Origin of the sequence: Citrobacter sp. 50677481, from assembly GCF_001463265.1 — a bacterium.
Lineage (GTDB): Bacteria > Pseudomonadota > Gammaproteobacteria > Enterobacterales > Enterobacteriaceae > Citrobacter_A > Citrobacter_A sedlakii.
This window is the reverse complement of the sequence record NZ_LNHZ01000075.1, coordinates 210,664-224,716: the sequence shown is the minus strand read 5'-3', so window position 1 is coordinate 224,716 and position 14,053 is coordinate 210,664. Positions and strand designations below refer to the sequence as shown.

Genomic DNA, 14,053 nt, shown 5'->3' with positions numbered 1-14,053 from the left:
CATTTACGCCTATGAAGCCTTCTATCGTTGCCAAACTGGAAGCCCTGCATGAACGCCATGAGGAAGTTCAGGCGTTGCTGGGTGATGCGGGAACCATCGCAGACCAGGAACGTTTTCGCGCGCTGTCGCGTGAGTATGCACAATTAAGCGATGTTTCTCGCTGTTTTACGGACTGGCAACAGGTTCAGGAAGATATCGAAACGGCACAGATGATGCTCGACGATCCTGAAATGCGTGAAATGGCGCAGGAAGAACTGCGCGAAGCAAAAGACAAAAGTGAACAACTGGAACAGCAGCTCCAGCTTTTGCTGCTGCCCAAAGATCCGGACGACGAGCGCAACGCGTTCCTCGAAGTGCGCGCCGGCACCGGCGGCGACGAAGCGGCGCTGTTTGCCGGCGATCTGTTCCGCATGTACAGCCGCTACGCCGAAACCCGTCGCTGGCGGGTAGAGATCATGAGCATGAGCGAAGGCGAACACGGCGGTTATAAAGAGATCATCGCCAAAATCAGCGGCGACGGGGTCTATGGGCGACTGAAGTTTGAGTCCGGCGGTCATCGCGTCCAGCGCGTACCGGCAACGGAGTCACAAGGACGTATCCATACCTCCGCCTGCACCGTCGCGGTGATGCCGGAACTGCCGGAAGCAGACCTACCGGATATTAACCCGGCCGATCTGCGCATTGATACCTTCCGCTCCTCAGGGGCGGGCGGTCAGCACGTTAACACCACCGACTCGGCGATCCGTATTACTCACCTGCCGACCGGCATTGTGGTGGAGTGCCAGGACGAACGTTCGCAGCACAAAAACAAAGCGAAAGCGCTCTCTGTGCTCGGCGCGCGTATTCGCGCGGCGGAAGTGGCGAAGCGCCAGCAGGAAGAGGCCTCCACCCGCCGAAACCTGTTAGGCAGCGGCGATCGCAGCGACCGTAACCGTACCTACAATTTTCCACAGGGGCGGGTCACCGACCACCGTATCAACCTGACGCTGTATCGCCTGGACGAAGCGATGGAAGGCAAGCTGGATATGCTGATCGAGCCCATCGTGCAGGAATACCAGGCTGACCAACTGGCGGCGCTGTCCGAGCAGGAATAATGAATTTTCAACACTGGTTGCGTGAAGCCATAAGCCAGCTACAGGAAAGCGATTCGCCACGTCGTGACGCCGAGATCCTGCTTGAATATGTCACCGGCAAGGGGCGCACCTGGATTCTGGCGTTTGGCGAAACGGAATTAACCGACGCCCAGCGCCAGCAACTGGCTGCGCTGCTGGCGCGCCGTCGCCGTGGCGAACCGATCGCCCATCTGATCGGCGAACGGGAATTCTGGTCGCTGCCGCTGTTTGTCTCGCCAGCGACCCTGATCCCGCGCCCGGATACCGAATGTCTGGTTGAACAGGCTCTGGCGCGTCTGCCTGCTGCGTCATGCCGGATCCTGGATCTGGGCACCGGTACCGGGGCGATTGCGCTGGCGCTGGCTTCCGAGCGCCCTGACTGCGACGTCACGGCAGTGGACCGGATGCCGGAGGCCGTTGCACTGGCGCAGCGAAATGCCACCCGACACGCCATCACAAACGTCAGAATTCAGCAAAGCGACTGGTTCAGCGCCTTAGCCGGGAACCAGTTTGAGATGATTGTCAGCAACCCGCCGTACATCGATGAGCTGGATCCGCATCTTTCGCAGGGCGACGTTCGCTTTGAGCCGCTGACGGCGCTGGTCGCGGGCGATCACGGGATGGCGGACATCAAGCACATCATCGACCGTGCGCGCGCCGTTCTGATGCCGGAAGGCATGTTGCTACTGGAACACGGCTGGCAGCAGGGGACAGCGGTGCGCGACGCTTTTGTCCGCACGGGCTATCACGACGTGGAGACCTGCCGGGACTACGGCGATAACGAGCGGGTGACGCTGGGACGCTGGCGGCCGTGAGCAGTTTTACGCTTTTGCTTACCCTCCACTTGCTGAGCATCGCCCTCTCAGTCAGCCTGTTTGTGCTGCGTTTCTGGTGGCGGGAAAGCCATTCTCCGCAGGCTGACGCCCGCTGGACGCGAGTTGTACCGCCCGTTGTCGATACGTTCCTGTTACTCAGCGGTATCGGCTTAATCGTTAAAACGCACATCCTGCCATTCACCGAACAGGGCTCATGGCTGACTGAGAAGCTGTTTGGCGTTATCATTTACATCGTTTTGGGTTTTATCGCGCTTGATTACCGTCGGGCGCGCAGTCGGCAGACGCGGTGGATCGCGTTTCCGCTGGCGTTGGTGGCGCTGTACATCATCGTTAAACTCGCCACCACAAAAATATCGTTACTGGGGTAAGTCATGAGATCGTTAGCTGATTTCGAATTTAATAAAGCGCCACTGTGCGACGGAATGATTCTGGCGTCGGAAGCTATCCGCCTGGATTTTCCCTCACAAACTGTCTACGACGAGCTGGAACGTCTGGTCAGCCTGGCGCAAGAAGAAATTAGCCAGCTCCTGTCTCAGGATGAGCAACTGGAAAAATTGCTGGCACTTTTTTACGGCGAATGGGGCTTTACTGACAGCCGCGGCGTCTACCGTTTGTCCGATGCATTATGGCTTGACCAGGTTCTGAAAAACCGTCAGGGCAGCGCGGTGTCGCTGGGCGCGATCTTACTGTGGGTCGCCAACCGCCTGTCATTACCGCTGGTGCCGGTCATTTTCCCGACGCAGCTTATTTTGCGCATTGAGTCGCTGGAAGGGGAAATGTGGCTGATTAATCCCTTCAACGGCGAAACGCTGAATGAGCATACGCTGGAAGTCTGGCTCAAAGGCAATATCAGTCCGGTCGCGGAACTGTTTAACGAAGATCTGGACGAAGCCGATAACGCGGAAGTCATTCGCAAACTGCTCGACACGCTGAAATCCTCTCTGATGGAAGAACAGCAGATGGAACTGGCGCTGCGGACCAGTGAAGCGTTGCTGCAATTTAATCCGGAAGATCCGTATGAAATACGCGACCGGGGATTAATCTATGCGCAACTGGAATGTGAACACGTGGCGTTGACCGATTTAAGCTATTTCGTTGAACAGTGTCCGGAAGACCCGATCAGCGAAATGATTCGTGCGCAGATTAATAACATCTCGCACAAGCAAATTGTTCTGCATTAATTTATCGACACTCTTACTCACCATTAAGGCGATCCTATGAAACAAAAAGTGGTTAACATTGGCGACATCAAGGTAGCGAACGATCTGCCGTTCGTGCTGTTTGGCGGCATGAACGTGCTGGAATCCCGCGATCTGGCGATGCGCATTTGTGAGCACTACGTAACTGTGACCCAGAAGCTGGGTATCCCTTACGTGTTCAAAGCCTCTTTTGATAAAGCCAACCGTTCCTCTATCCACTCTTACCGTGGTCCTGGCCTGGAAGAAGGGATGAAAATTTTCCAGGAACTGAAACAGACCTTTGGCGTAAAAGTGATCACCGATGTTCACGAAGCGAGCCAGGCGCAGCCTGTTGCTGATGTGGTGGATGTCATTCAGCTGCCGGCGTTCCTCGCCCGTCAGACCGATCTGGTGGAAGCGATGGCGAAAACCGGCGCGGTGATTAACGTGAAAAAACCGCAGTTTGTTAGCCCGGGCCAGATGGGAAATATCGTGGATAAGTTCCACGAAGGCGGTAACGATAACGTTATTCTTTGCGATCGCGGCGCTAACTTCGGCTATGACAACCTGGTCGTGGATATGCTGGGCTTCAGCGTTATGAAAAAAGTGTCCGGTAACAGCCCGGTGATTTTTGACGTGACGCACGCGCTGCAGTGCCGCGATCCGTTTGGCGCGGCAAGCGGCGGTCGTCGCGGTCAGGTGACCGAACTGGCGCGTGCCGGTATGGCCGTGGGTCTGGCCGGCCTGTTTATTGAAGCGCATCCGGATCCGGACAACGCTAAATGTGACGGTCCGTCCGCGCTTCCGCTGGCGAAGCTGGAACAGTTCCTGGTGCAGATGAAGGCGATTGACTCGCTGGTGAAAAGTTTCGACGAACTGGATACCGAGAGCTGAGTTTCGCTGAGAGAAAACCGCAAGCGCAATGCCGTTCCGCTGACGTGAACGGCATTGCGGTATTCAGTACGGGCGCCGTCAGAAGGCTATCGCCACGTTGAGCTGGCCCGCGACGCCATCATCGCTGTGCGTATCGGCGGTGAGATAATCCACCCGAGTGCCGACGGTGATAGTGTTAAAGGTCGCGCTCAGCTGCAGGCCCGCTTTATAAAGCGCTTTGCTGCCGAAGGCCGAGGTTTGATCGACGCCCAGCCCATAGAGCGTGGCATGACTGCTCGTCGATTTATCATTCAGCATCCGCTCATAGCCCAGCGCAATGCCCGGTTTCAGCGTCCAGTTTCCCACCTGCTGCGGCAATATCCCGATCCCTAAGTCAGCCGTCAGGCTGGTTTGCGTCTGGTTCACCCCATCCACGTCAAGCGCCGCTTCACTGCCGCGTTCACGAAAGCCGTCGAGGGTTAAATGCGTCACCTGCACGCCGATGGCCGGGTCGAGAGTCAGCGTTGAAACGGTACTGAACCAGCCGAGAGAGGCTCGTCCGCTGTAGAACTGGCCGTGGGTATCGCCCGATGCGGCGCCCAGCCCGCCGCCGAGACGGCGGTCGCTCTGGTAGTCGATATACCCGGCGCTGCCCTGCAGACCGACCCAGGGGCCGCTGTCCAGCGAGGAGAGCGCGTAGCGTGCGCCGAGTCCCAGTGTCGGGGTATGGGTTTTCACCTTGCCGCCTGCCGAAGAGATACTGCCGTCGCCATAGCCAATCGAGGCGTTTGCCGCGCTGCGCGCGTTGAAGCGATGAGTGACGCCGACCAGCGTTCCCCAGCTGTGTTCGCTGCTGGAGCTGGCTTCACTGCTCGCATCCGTTCCCAGATAGGTCGCCAGCCCCTGCAACCAGACCTGAGACTCTTCGTCCTGAAGACCGCGGGCGGAAATCACCGGGGCGAGCGCATCGTACAGGCGTGACGGCTGGCGAAGCAGATAGCTGCTGGCGTCGGCGAAAACCTGTCCGCCAATCTGTTTTTCTACCCCACCGAGGGAGCCTTGATCGATAGCGCTTTGCAGATAGTAGTTATATGCCGTGTCACGTCCCGACAGCGGGGAGTCCTGCAGGGCGTTCAGCAGCGACGCCCCCTGCGCGGCGTTGCCGCTGAAGCCGGATTCGCCGGGCAGCGTCTGATAGCGCACCATTTTGCCGCGCAGTACATAGATCGTCGCCTGATCGAGGCCGAGGCCCTTTTTCAGATAGTTGTCCATCGACCCGTAGCTGGCGATAACGCTATCCAGCCCGGCCTGCAGCCAGCTGGCGCGAACGCCCATCAGCGCGCCGTAAGTATCGCGCATGGATGTCGGCATCGTGGCAAGCGTCGCACTGATACGATCGGCGGTGTAGTCGTTGGTCGCCAGATAGTTTGCCATGATATCCCTGTCGCTGACGCCCGCGATGGTTTGCAGCACGGCGCTGACCCAGCCGGTACGATCTTTGCCCGCGGTGCAGTGGAACAGGGCGGCGTCATCTGCGGCGGCAAGCTCGCGGAAAACCTTGCCCAGTCCCTGACGGGCGTAGTCGCTGGTAACGAAGCTGCGCTCGCCGTCCTGCATCATTTTGTCGATGTCGCTGACGTTCATATTGTTGAGATCGATGACGAAGGCGCCGTTATTACCGATTAAATCGACGGCGACATAACGGCTGCCCGCCGGCAGTGTGTCGGCCTGAGCGGTGATTTCTGCCGGGGAGCGCAAATCAACGACCGTGGTGACCTGCAGATCTTCCAGTGCCGCCAAATCGTTTCCTGTCGGCGTCAGGGCGTTTGAGCGATAGAATACACCCGCGCGCATCACGCCGTTATGGGCGGTGGTATAGGCGGTGGTTAGCCCGGCGATATCGCGGAAGTTGTCGATACCGCTTAGACGTGGGGTATTGAGTAAAAGATCTGCAGCCTGCGCGTTGACGCAGGTGAAAAGAACAAGTGCTGTAAGCGGGCTCAGGGATGCTTTCATGACCAAACTCCTTGTCTGTTAACGTTAACAGGCGCGGAGTATAGGGAGCATGCGTGAACAATTTGTGACGGTTCGGCAATTTAACTGCGAAAATAGATTAATGATTACAGTCGGTTAATGGGTGATACAGTAGTCGTTAATCCTCAGGCCAGGCGATGTCGCGAAACATCGGCCCGGCCGTCGCTGGGCCGTCAGGCGAAAATCGTCATCAGATAGGCGGCAAACAGCGCCAGGTGCGCCGCGCCGTTCAGCACATTCGTCCTTCCCGTTGAGAACGAAATTTGGCACAGCAGCAAAGAGGCCACCATCACCACCATTTCCGGAGCGCCTAAGCCGAACAGCAGCTCGTTACCTGTTGCCCACGCAATCAGCGTCACGACGGGTACCGTCAGTGAAATGGTCGCCAGCACCGAGCCGAAGAACAGGTTCATCGCCCGCTGTACCTGATTATTCAGCACCGCTTTCAGCGCGCCAAGCCCTTCCGGGGAGAGGATCAGAAGCGCCACGAGGAAGCCGGTAAACGCCACCGGGGCATTCATTTCCGTCAGCAAGGTTTCCAGCGGATTCGCATTCATTTTGGTCACGGCGATCACGGCAACCAGATGTACAATCAGCCACGCCGCATGCCATATGTTGCTGTGTGCGGAGGGTTTACCATGGTGCGGATCGTCGTCATCGCCTTCGTCTTCATGCTCATAGACAAACAGGCTCTGGTGCGTCTTGGTCTGAATCAGCAGGAACACGCCGTACATCGCCGCGGAAATCAGGGCCACGAGCAGCGCCTGACTGGTGGAGAAGTTGGCGCCGGGCAACGTCATGGGAAAGACCAGCACAATAATGGCCAGCGGAAACAGTGCAATCAGATACTGCTTGATGCCATAGAGATTCATATACTGCGTGGCGAATTTACGTCCGCCGAGCAGCAGAGAAAAACCGACCAGGCCGCCGGTGACGATCATAATGATGGAATAAAGCGTATCGCGCATCAGCGTTGGCGCAGCGTCGCCGGTGGCCATTAATGCCGATATCAGGCTGACTTCAAGAATAACTACCGACAGGCTTAAGATAAGCGAGCCGTAAGGCTCACCGAGGCGGTGGGCTAATACATCGGCGTGACGAACCACGCTAAACGCGCTACTCAAAATCCCAATCAGGGCAAGAATATTAATACCGATCACCGCTGGTAGTGACTGGCTGCTCCCCCACAGGAACAGCACTACCAGCGCCAGAACCGGGAAAATAAGCGATGTCTCCTTGTGGCGGGTTTTCACCGCCTCCTGTGCATGTGTCATTCATACTCTCCATTAAAGTGATGCAGGCAAACTATCGTTATAAATGTAATAAAGATGATAAAAAATAACAGAAAACGTAAGGTTGTAGGGGCATTTTTACGAAATTTTACCCCAACTCTCCGTTTTAATTGTGAAACGATAAAAAGAAGCGCTTTTGTTTATAGAATAATTCAATAACAGTGAGTTAGATAAAGTGTTTTAGCAAAACATCCACCTGGGTGGCGAAATAAAGGGGCGTTGACCACACTTAAGGTTTAGCCGAAAGAGGAGGCAACCATGCCGTATAAATCGAAAAAAGATTTGCCGGAAAGCGTACAGAATGTGTTACCCGCTCATGCTCAGGATATTTATAAAGAGGCTTTTAACAGCGCCTGGGATCAGTACAAAGACAAAGCGGATCGGCGGGATGACGCCAGCCGCGAAGAGACAGCGCACAAGGTTGCGTGGGCGGCGGTCAAAAATGATTATGAAAAGGGCGATGATGATAAATGGCATAAAAAATCATAAGCGCTTCAAATGTAAGGTTTAACAAAATGACCGTGTTCAGTCGCTTCGCGAATCGTGCTGCCTGACCCTGTCGCCGCCTTGCAAGCGGCCCGCGAATTGCATATTGTCCTGCTGTTGGTTTCAAAATGAGCAGTTAAAAGGCCCGGAAGGCGTCAAAAGTTGTCGCAGGGAAGTAGGCAGTGGCGGAGGTGTAAGGTGTTAACGCGTGATTTCTTGATGAATGCCGATTGCAAAACGGCATTTGGCGCTATTGAAGAATCACTCTTATGGTCGGCAGAGCAACGTGCGGCGTCCCTTGCGGCGACGCTGGCCTGCCGACCGGACGACGGACCGGTGTGGATCTTCGGGTATGGATCATTGATGTGGAACCCGGCGTTGGAGTTCGATGAGTCGTGTACCGGTACGCTGGTGGGCTGGCACCGGGCCTTTTGCCTGAAGCTGACCGCCGGACGCGGGACTGCCTGCCAGCCTGGGCGGATGCTTGCACTGAAAGAGGGCGGACGCACCACTGGCGTGGCCTATCGCCTGTCGGATATCTCGCTTGAACAAGAATTGACTCTGCTATGGAAGCGCGAAATGATCACCGGCTGTTACCTGCCAACCTGGTGTCAGCTGGCGCTGGACGATGGTCGCACGGTGAACGCGCTGGTGTTTATTATGGATCCGCGTCATCCGTTGTATGAGTCGGACACTCGCGCGCAGGTGGTTGCGCCGTTGATCGCCAAAGCCAGCGGTCCGCTTGGCACCAATGCGCAGTATCTGTTTTCGCTGGAACTAGAGCTGAAGAAGCTGGGCATGCAGGATGATTGTCTGAACGATCTGGTGGCGAACGTGCGGGGGCTGTTAGAGGAAACGCTGCCCGAAGGGGTAATGCGTCCCGGCTTCGCGTAGCGCCAGGTTATTTTGCCCGGTCAGCGTCAGCGCGGCCGGGCTTATAATTATCAGGCTGCGATATAGCTGATGGAATGTTCCAGCGACTGGCTGTGACTGTCGATTAGTACATTCCAGACGCCGGTGTAAGGGACGGTCAACCACGCGTTATCACGATCCTGCACGCTTAAAATGTCGGTCTGCGTGTCTTTTACGTGTTTTTTCTCGCTCATCAGGTGGATGTGACAACGCTCCGAGCAGCGCACCACTACGGTATCCCCACCAAATAACTTCAGACTTGCTTTCACTAATGCCATTTTTCACCCCGTTATTGAAAACAACCTACTTCCTCGCGGAAGTATTGCGTGATGTTGTTCACATTTCACTCAGTGCATAACACCAAAGAGTGAGTCGGGGAATGCTGATTTTGATCAAAAAATGGCATAACGATTAAACAAAAATGACAAAATCGGGCGAAAAAGCGTGATCGGGCGCACTTACTTTTGCGGGAAATGCGCCACGGGAAGATTAAATTCGGCAATTCCCGGTCGTTACAGCAAGCCGGGCTGCGCAACCGTCAGAAGGTGAGTACTTTATCGGCAGCCAGCGTCCACTGCGCCAGCTCCACCAGCGTGCCGACTTCCACGCCGTCGATCAGCGGCAGATCGGTGATCCCGCGCCCGTCGGCACAGGTTTTGCACAGCTTCACCGGTACGTTCTGGGCGGTGAGGATCTCAATCATCTGCTGAATATTATACCCTTCCGCCGGTTTCTGGCCGCGCAGTCCTGCCGTGACGGCATCTGACATCAAAAACAGTCGGAGGTCGAGTTCGGGCGACTGTTCACGTAACGCAATGGCGAGACGCAGGCTGTTAAACAGGGACTCACTTCCGTAGGCCGCACCGTTGGCGACGATCGCTATCTTTTGCATTTTAACTCCTGTTGTCTGAAGGGGCATGGATATTGCTTACTCCTGAATAAATCTGTTATCCGGGAGAGCTGACATGATGACAAACGTGGAAACGCCAGGGGCGACGCAATGGTTCCGCTACGCGCGCCAGCTTGAAAACACGCAGCTTCGGCAACTGGCGCAGTCCGGAAAACTGGTCTCGCGCATCAGCCATCTGGTGCATATGCTACAGTGCGAACGCGGGGCTTCCAACATTTGGTTATGCTCTCAAGGCACGCTGTATGTGGCAGAAATCCGTGCCAGCCGGGCGCTGGTGGATGAGGAACACCGGCGGTTGCAGCACCTGTTACAGGACTATTTGCCGACAGCCAACAGCGCGCTGTGTCATCGCATTGCCAGCGCGGTATGGTGTCTTGAGCAATTACCGGCGCTGCGCGATAGCGTCAGCGGACGCAATCAGCCCGCGCTACAGGCGATGGAACAGTACAGCCGACTGTTACGCCATTTACTGAGTATCGTGCCGGAGCTTAACGACAGTATCGATCATCCGCACGTCGCCGGAGGTTTAGTCGCCCTGTACAGCTTTATGCAGGGAAAAGAGCTGGTTGGCCAGGAGCGGGCGCTGGGGGCGATAGGCTTCACCCACGGTGAATTTAGCCCGCAGATGCGTCAGGAGCTGGTTGATCGCATCGATGGTCAGCAGCTCTGCTTTGACACCTTTCTTTCACTGGCGTCCCCGGCGGTGGTGCATCAATTCCGCCAGTATGGCGAGGCGGAAGGGGCGGTCGAACAACTGCGACGCCATGCCTGTACCCGCCAGCCTGACGCCGACAACGGCACAAGCGCGTTACGCTGGTTTACCCTTCAGACTCAGCGCCTCGAGCAGTTGCGCGCTATCGAAGAAATGCTGATTGCTGAGTTGATGAACGCGGTAGAGCGTCGACTGAACCAGCAAGAGTGCGCACTGCCGCTGGAAAGCTGGCTCAACGACGCCGCCGCGGATACCTTCTCGCTGCGGCGCGATAAACAGTTACTGCTGGTGGTGCGCCAGCAGGCGCGACAGCTGGAGCAGCTCAGTGGGCAGTTGGCTTCGCTACAGGACTCGCTGGAAGAGCGCAAGGTGATTGATAAAGCGAAAAGCGTGTTAATGAATCACCAGCAGCTCAGCGAAGAACAAGCCTGGCAAACGCTGCGCAAAATGGCGATGGATAAAAACCAGCGAATGGTGGATATCGCCCGCGCAGTGCTTACCGTGAAATCGCTGATGCAAAGCGCGCGCTAAGACACGCTGCACGGTGAATGGGCAAACGTTGCCTGTTTGCGGTGCAGCGCGGTGACACACTACACCGTTTGTCCGCCAGACAGGCCTCTGCAAAGTTGGCATCTGAATTGCAAATCGTATTACAGACATTTTAGCGACGGACCAACGGCGGTCTGTTCGTTTTGAGGATAAAGGCGTCCTGCAATGCGTTGGCATTGCCGGGCGCTTTTTTTTTGCCATGGGGAGCGGATATGGAGAACAACATGGTTTCGTTAACGCGCAGGCGACTGCTTCAGGCCAGCGCTGTGCTGGGCGCAACCTGCCTGCTGCCGGGGGCGATGTCAGCGGTCTGGGCGGCAGGGTCGGACAAGCCCGAGCAGGCAACAGTGAGAGTGGGATTTATTCCGCTGACTGACTGCGCGCCGGTGATTATCGCCGCCCTGAAGGGCTTTGATAAAAAGTACGGTATTACCCTCGTACCCACCAAAGAAGCCAGCTGGGCAGCTGTGCGCGACAAGTTGGTTTCCGGCGAACTGGACGCCGCCCACGTGCTGTATGGCCTGCTGTACGGGCTTGAACTGGGAATAGCCGGCAAAGCGCAACCGATGGCGAACCTGATGACGCTGAATCAGAACGGTCAGGCGATCACGCTTTCTGCGGAATTACAGGCGCAGGGCGTCACCGATGCGGCGGCGCTGAAAAAGAGGATCGCCGCGCAGGCGCCCGGTACGTTTACCTTTGCGCATACCTTCCCGACAGGCACCCACGCCATGTGGCTGTACTACTGGCTTGCCAGCGCGGAGATTAATCCGTTTACCGATGTCCGGACTGTGGTTGTTCCACCGCCGCAAATGGTGATGAACATGCGCATCGGAAACATGAGCGGTTTTTGCGTCGGCGAACCGTGGAACGCACGGGCGATTAACGATCGGATCGGGTTTACCGCCGCCACCTCGCAGGCGATCTGGCCCGATCATCCGGAAAAAGTGCTCGGCACGCGCCGCGCATGGGTGCAACAGAACCCACATACCGCGCGGGCGCTGGTCAGCGCGGTGCTGGAGGCTTCGCGCTGGATTGACGCGTCGGAAAGGAATAAGCGCGAAACGGCGCAGATCCTCTCTCGTCGGGCGTGGCTGAATACCAAAGAACAGTATCTGACCGGGCGCATGCTGGGGGAATACGACAACGGTGCAGGGCGTCGCTGGCAGGATCCGCATCCGATGCGTTTCTTCCGGGAGGGTGAAGTGAGCTTTCCCTGGCACTCCGACGGCATGTGGTTTCTGACCCAATTCCGTCGCTGGGGATTGCTGAAGGACGCGCCCGACTACGCCGCCATTGCCGCGCGGGTCAACCGTACCGACATCTGGCGTGACGCCGCCACCGCCATTGGCGGCGGCATAACCGCGCCTTCTGGCCTGTTGCGCAGCAGCACGCTGCTGGACGGTTCCGTCTGGGACGGGCGCGAGCCGGAAACCTATGCCACCCGTTTCTCGCTTAACCGTATGGGAGTCTGATATGCAGAACAACACACAAAAGAAAGTGGCTGAACCCGTCGTGGCCGACGTGGTCGTCCTGCCGCCGGTACAGGTCCGCAGGCGCGCGTCTCCGCTTTCCGGCTGGTTGCGCCATGGGGTGCAGCGAACGGTGCCGGCGGGGCTGGGAATCGGCCTTCTGCTGTTCTGCTGGCAGCTGGCGGCCATCAACAGTAAAGGCTTTCCCACGCCGCTCAGCACCCTTGACTCGGCGCTGACGCTATTCGCCGACCCTTTCTACAATGGCGGACCCAACGACATGGGGATTGGCTGGAACGTGCTGGCGTCGTTACAGCGGGTGGCGACGGGCTTTGGCCTTGCCGCGCTGGTCGGGATCCCGCTGGGCTTTCTGATTGGCCGCTTCACCTTCTTCTCAAACATGTTTTCGCCGCTTATCGCGCTGCTGCGCCCGGTCAGCCCGCTGGCCTGGCTGCCTATCGGCTTGTTGTTGTTTCAGAAAGCGGAACCCGCCTCAAGCTGGACCATTTTTATCTGCTCGATCTGGCCGATGGTCATCAACACCGCAGAAGGCGTGCGGCGCATTCCCGCTGACTATCTCAATGTCGCCCGGGTGCTACAGCTGTCCGAGTGGACGATCATGCGCCGCATTCTGTTCCCCGCCGTTGTGCCTGCCGTTCTGACCGGCGTTCGACTGTCTATCGGCATCGCCTGGCTGGTGATTGTCGCCGCCGAAATGCTGACCGGGGGGCTGGGTATCGGCTTCTGGATCTGGAACGAGTGGAACAACCTCAATGTGGAAAACATTCTCATCGCTATCGTGATCATCGGCGTGGTTGGCCTGCTGCTGGAGCAGGGTCTGATGCTGATGGCGCGGCGTTTTAGCTGGCAGGATAAATAGGAGGCAAACATGAAACCGTTAATACAGATACAGGCGGTCAGCCAACGCTTTTCAACCGCCAGCGGCGAGTTTCTGGCGCTGCAAAATGTCTCCTTTGACATTCACGAAGGGGAAACCGTCAGTTTGATCGGCCACTCCGGCTGCGGTAAATCCACGCTGCTGAACCTTATTGCCGGCATCACATTGCCCAGTGAAGGCGGGTTGATTTGCGATAACCGCGAAATTGCCGGACCGGGGCCGGAGCGGGCGGTGGTGTTTCAGAATCATTCACTGCTGCCGTGGCTGACCTGTTTCGACAACGTGGCGCTGGCGGTGGATCAGGTCTTTCGTCGCACCATGAGCAAAGCCGAGCGGCGCGACTGGATCGAACACAATCTGGCCCGCGTGCAGATGGGCCACGCCATGCGCAAACACCCCGGCGAAATTTCCGGCGGCATGAAGCAGCGCGTGGGGATCGCAAGGGCGCTGGCGATGAAGCCGAAAGTACTGCTTATGGATGAGCCGTTCGGCGCGCTTGACGCACTGACCCGCGCGCATTTGCAGGACACGGTGATGCACATCCAGCAGTCGCTCAACACCACTATCGTGCTGATTACCCATGACGTCGACGAGGCGGTACTGCTGTCTGACCGTGTGCTGATGATGACCAACGGTCCGGCGGCGACGGTAGGCGAGATTTTAGCGGTGAATCTGCCGCGCCCGCGCCATCGCGTGCAGTTGGCGGACGACAGCCGTTATCACAACCTGCGTCAGCGGGTGCTCCATTTCCTCTACGAAAAACAGCCGAAGGCGGCGTAAGGAGGAGCA

15 protein-coding genes are annotated in these 14,053 nt (G+C 57.2%); 11 read left to right on the top strand and 4 right to left on the bottom strand.

The window, feature by feature from the left end; all coding sequences use genetic code 11:
- Window positions 1-11: 11 nt before the first annotated feature.
- The 5 genes from prfA to kdsA are packed head-to-tail and all read left to right on the top strand — an operon-like array spanning window position 12 to window position 4,020.
- Window positions 12-1,094, top strand: coding sequence for a peptide chain release factor 1 (prfA, locus tag APU02_RS22790; RefSeq protein ID WP_060571323.1), 1,083 nt, complete (start codon window positions 12-14; stop codon window positions 1,092-1,094).
- Complete coding sequence (prmC, locus tag APU02_RS22785; protein ID WP_060571322.1) at window positions 1,094-1,927, top strand: peptide chain release factor N(5)-glutamine methyltransferase; 834 nt, start codon at window positions 1,094-1,096, stop codon at window positions 1,925-1,927. Before prfA ends, prmC begins: the two co-directional genes overlap by 1 nt.
- On the top strand, window positions 1,924-2,316 hold the full coding sequence (gene sirB2 / locus APU02_RS22780) for an invasion regulator SirB2 (RefSeq protein ID WP_060571321.1): 393 nt from the start codon (window positions 1,924-1,926) through the stop codon (window positions 2,314-2,316). The genes prmC and sirB2 overlap by 4 nt, the downstream gene beginning before the upstream one ends.
- Window positions 2,317-2,319: 3 nt before the next feature.
- The gene (sirB1, locus tag APU02_RS22775; RefSeq protein ID WP_042283626.1) at window positions 2,320-3,129 is read left to right on the top strand and encodes an invasion regulator SirB1; all 810 of its coding nucleotides are present in this window, start codon (window positions 2,320-2,322) and stop codon (window positions 3,127-3,129) included.
- Window positions 3,130-3,165: 36 nt separating this feature from the next.
- Window positions 3,166-4,020, top strand: coding sequence for a 3-deoxy-8-phosphooctulonate synthase (gene kdsA / locus APU02_RS22770; RefSeq protein ID WP_060571320.1), 855 nt, complete (start codon window positions 3,166-3,168; stop codon window positions 4,018-4,020).
- A gap of 78 nt (window positions 4,021-4,098) precedes the next feature.
- On the opposite strand, the gene APU02_RS22765 is transcribed toward kdsA, so the two are convergent.
- Window positions 4,099-6,015 (bottom strand): tyrosine-protein phosphatase, encoded by a 1,917-nt coding sequence (locus APU02_RS22765; protein ID WP_060571319.1) that lies wholly within the window; start codon window positions 6,013-6,015, stop codon window positions 4,099-4,101.
- Between the two features lie 191 nt (window positions 6,016-6,206).
- On the bottom strand, window positions 6,207-7,307 hold the full coding sequence (gene chaA, locus APU02_RS22760; protein ID WP_042283615.1) for a sodium-potassium/proton antiporter ChaA: 1,101 nt from the start codon (window positions 7,305-7,307) through the stop codon (window positions 6,207-6,209).
- Window positions 7,308-7,583: 276 nt separating this feature from the next.
- On the opposite strand from chaA, the gene chaB reads away from it, so the two are divergent.
- Window positions 7,584-7,814, top strand: a complete 231-nt coding sequence (chaB, locus tag APU02_RS22755) for a putative cation transport regulator ChaB (RefSeq protein ID WP_060571318.1) — start codon at window positions 7,584-7,586, stop codon at window positions 7,812-7,814.
- A 195-nt stretch (window positions 7,815-8,009) separates the two neighbouring features.
- Window positions 8,010-8,705 (top strand): gamma-glutamylcyclotransferase, encoded by a 696-nt coding sequence (locus tag APU02_RS22750; RefSeq protein WP_042283609.1) that lies wholly within the window; start codon window positions 8,010-8,012, stop codon window positions 8,703-8,705.
- A gap of 50 nt (window positions 8,706-8,755) precedes the next feature.
- Here APU02_RS22750 and APU02_RS22745 read toward each other — a convergent pair whose 3' ends face one another.
- The gene (locus tag APU02_RS22745; RefSeq protein WP_042283606.1) at window positions 8,756-9,001 is read right to left on the bottom strand and encodes a DUF1883 domain-containing protein; all 246 of its coding nucleotides are present in this window, start codon (window positions 8,999-9,001) and stop codon (window positions 8,756-8,758) included.
- A 260-nt stretch (window positions 9,002-9,261) separates the two neighbouring features.
- Window positions 9,262-9,615: a DsrE/DsrF/TusD sulfur relay family protein gene (locus tag APU02_RS22740; RefSeq protein WP_060571317.1), complete on the bottom strand. Its 354-nt coding sequence runs from the start codon at window positions 9,613-9,615 to the stop codon at window positions 9,262-9,264.
- A 73-nt stretch (window positions 9,616-9,688) separates the two neighbouring features.
- Between APU02_RS22740 and nasR the strand changes: the two genes are divergently transcribed.
- From nasR to APU02_RS22720, 4 genes are all read left to right on the top strand, one after another.
- Window positions 9,689-10,876: a nitrate regulatory protein NasR gene (nasR, locus tag APU02_RS22735; protein WP_120714936.1), complete on the top strand. Its 1,188-nt coding sequence runs from the start codon at window positions 9,689-9,691 to the stop codon at window positions 10,874-10,876.
- 242 nt (window positions 10,877-11,118) lie between these two features.
- Window positions 11,119-12,369 carry a CmpA/NrtA family ABC transporter substrate-binding protein gene (locus APU02_RS22730; RefSeq protein WP_060571316.1) on the top strand — a complete coding sequence of 417 codons (1,251 nt, stop codon included), beginning with the start codon at window positions 11,119-11,121 and terminating at the stop codon, window positions 12,367-12,369.
- A gap of 1 nt (window position 12,370) precedes the next feature.
- A complete protein-coding gene (ntrB, locus tag APU02_RS22725; protein ID WP_060571315.1) occupies window positions 12,371-13,246 on the top strand; it encodes a nitrate ABC transporter permease in 876 nt (291 codons plus the stop codon).
- A 9-nt stretch (window positions 13,247-13,255) separates the two neighbouring features.
- The gene (locus APU02_RS22720; protein WP_042283593.1) at window positions 13,256-14,044 is read left to right on the top strand and encodes an ABC transporter ATP-binding protein; all 789 of its coding nucleotides are present in this window, start codon (window positions 13,256-13,258) and stop codon (window positions 14,042-14,044) included.
- Window positions 14,045-14,053: the final 9 nt, after the last annotated feature.

Excerpts from the sequence above, each read along its gene's own strand:
- prfA (WP_060571323.1), top strand. The coding sequence starts at position 12 with ATGAAGCCTTCTATCGTTGCCAAACTGGAAGCCCTGCATGAACGCCAT.
- prmC (WP_060571322.1), top strand. The coding sequence starts at position 1,094 with ATGAATTTTCAACACTGGTTGCGTGAAGCCATAAGCCAGCTACAGGAA.
- sirB1 (WP_042283626.1), top strand. The coding sequence starts at position 2,320 with ATGAGATCGTTAGCTGATTTCGAATTTAATAAAGCGCCACTGTGCGAC.
- kdsA (WP_060571320.1), top strand. The coding sequence starts at position 3,166 with ATGAAACAAAAAGTGGTTAACATTGGCGACATCAAGGTAGCGAACGAT.
- APU02_RS22765 (WP_060571319.1), bottom strand. The coding sequence starts at position 6,015 with ATGAAAGCATCCCTGAGCCCGCTTACAGCACTTGTTCTTTTCACCTGC.
- chaA (WP_042283615.1), bottom strand. The coding sequence starts at position 7,307 with ATGACACATGCACAGGAGGCGGTGAAAACCCGCCACAAGGAGACATCG.
- chaB (WP_060571318.1), top strand. The coding sequence starts at position 7,584 with ATGCCGTATAAATCGAAAAAAGATTTGCCGGAAAGCGTACAGAATGTG.
- APU02_RS22745 (WP_042283606.1), bottom strand. The coding sequence starts at position 9,001 with ATGGCATTAGTGAAAGCAAGTCTGAAGTTATTTGGTGGGGATACCGTA.
- APU02_RS22740 (WP_060571317.1), bottom strand. The coding sequence starts at position 9,615 with ATGCAAAAGATAGCGATCGTCGCCAACGGTGCGGCCTACGGAAGTGAG.
- nasR (WP_120714936.1), top strand. The coding sequence starts at position 9,689 with ATGATGACAAACGTGGAAACGCCAGGGGCGACGCAATGGTTCCGCTAC.
- APU02_RS22730 (WP_060571316.1), top strand. The coding sequence starts at position 11,119 with ATGGTTTCGTTAACGCGCAGGCGACTGCTTCAGGCCAGCGCTGTGCTG.
- ntrB (WP_060571315.1), top strand. The coding sequence starts at position 12,371 with ATGCAGAACAACACACAAAAGAAAGTGGCTGAACCCGTCGTGGCCGAC.
- APU02_RS22720 (WP_042283593.1), top strand. The coding sequence starts at position 13,256 with ATGAAACCGTTAATACAGATACAGGCGGTCAGCCAACGCTTTTCAACC.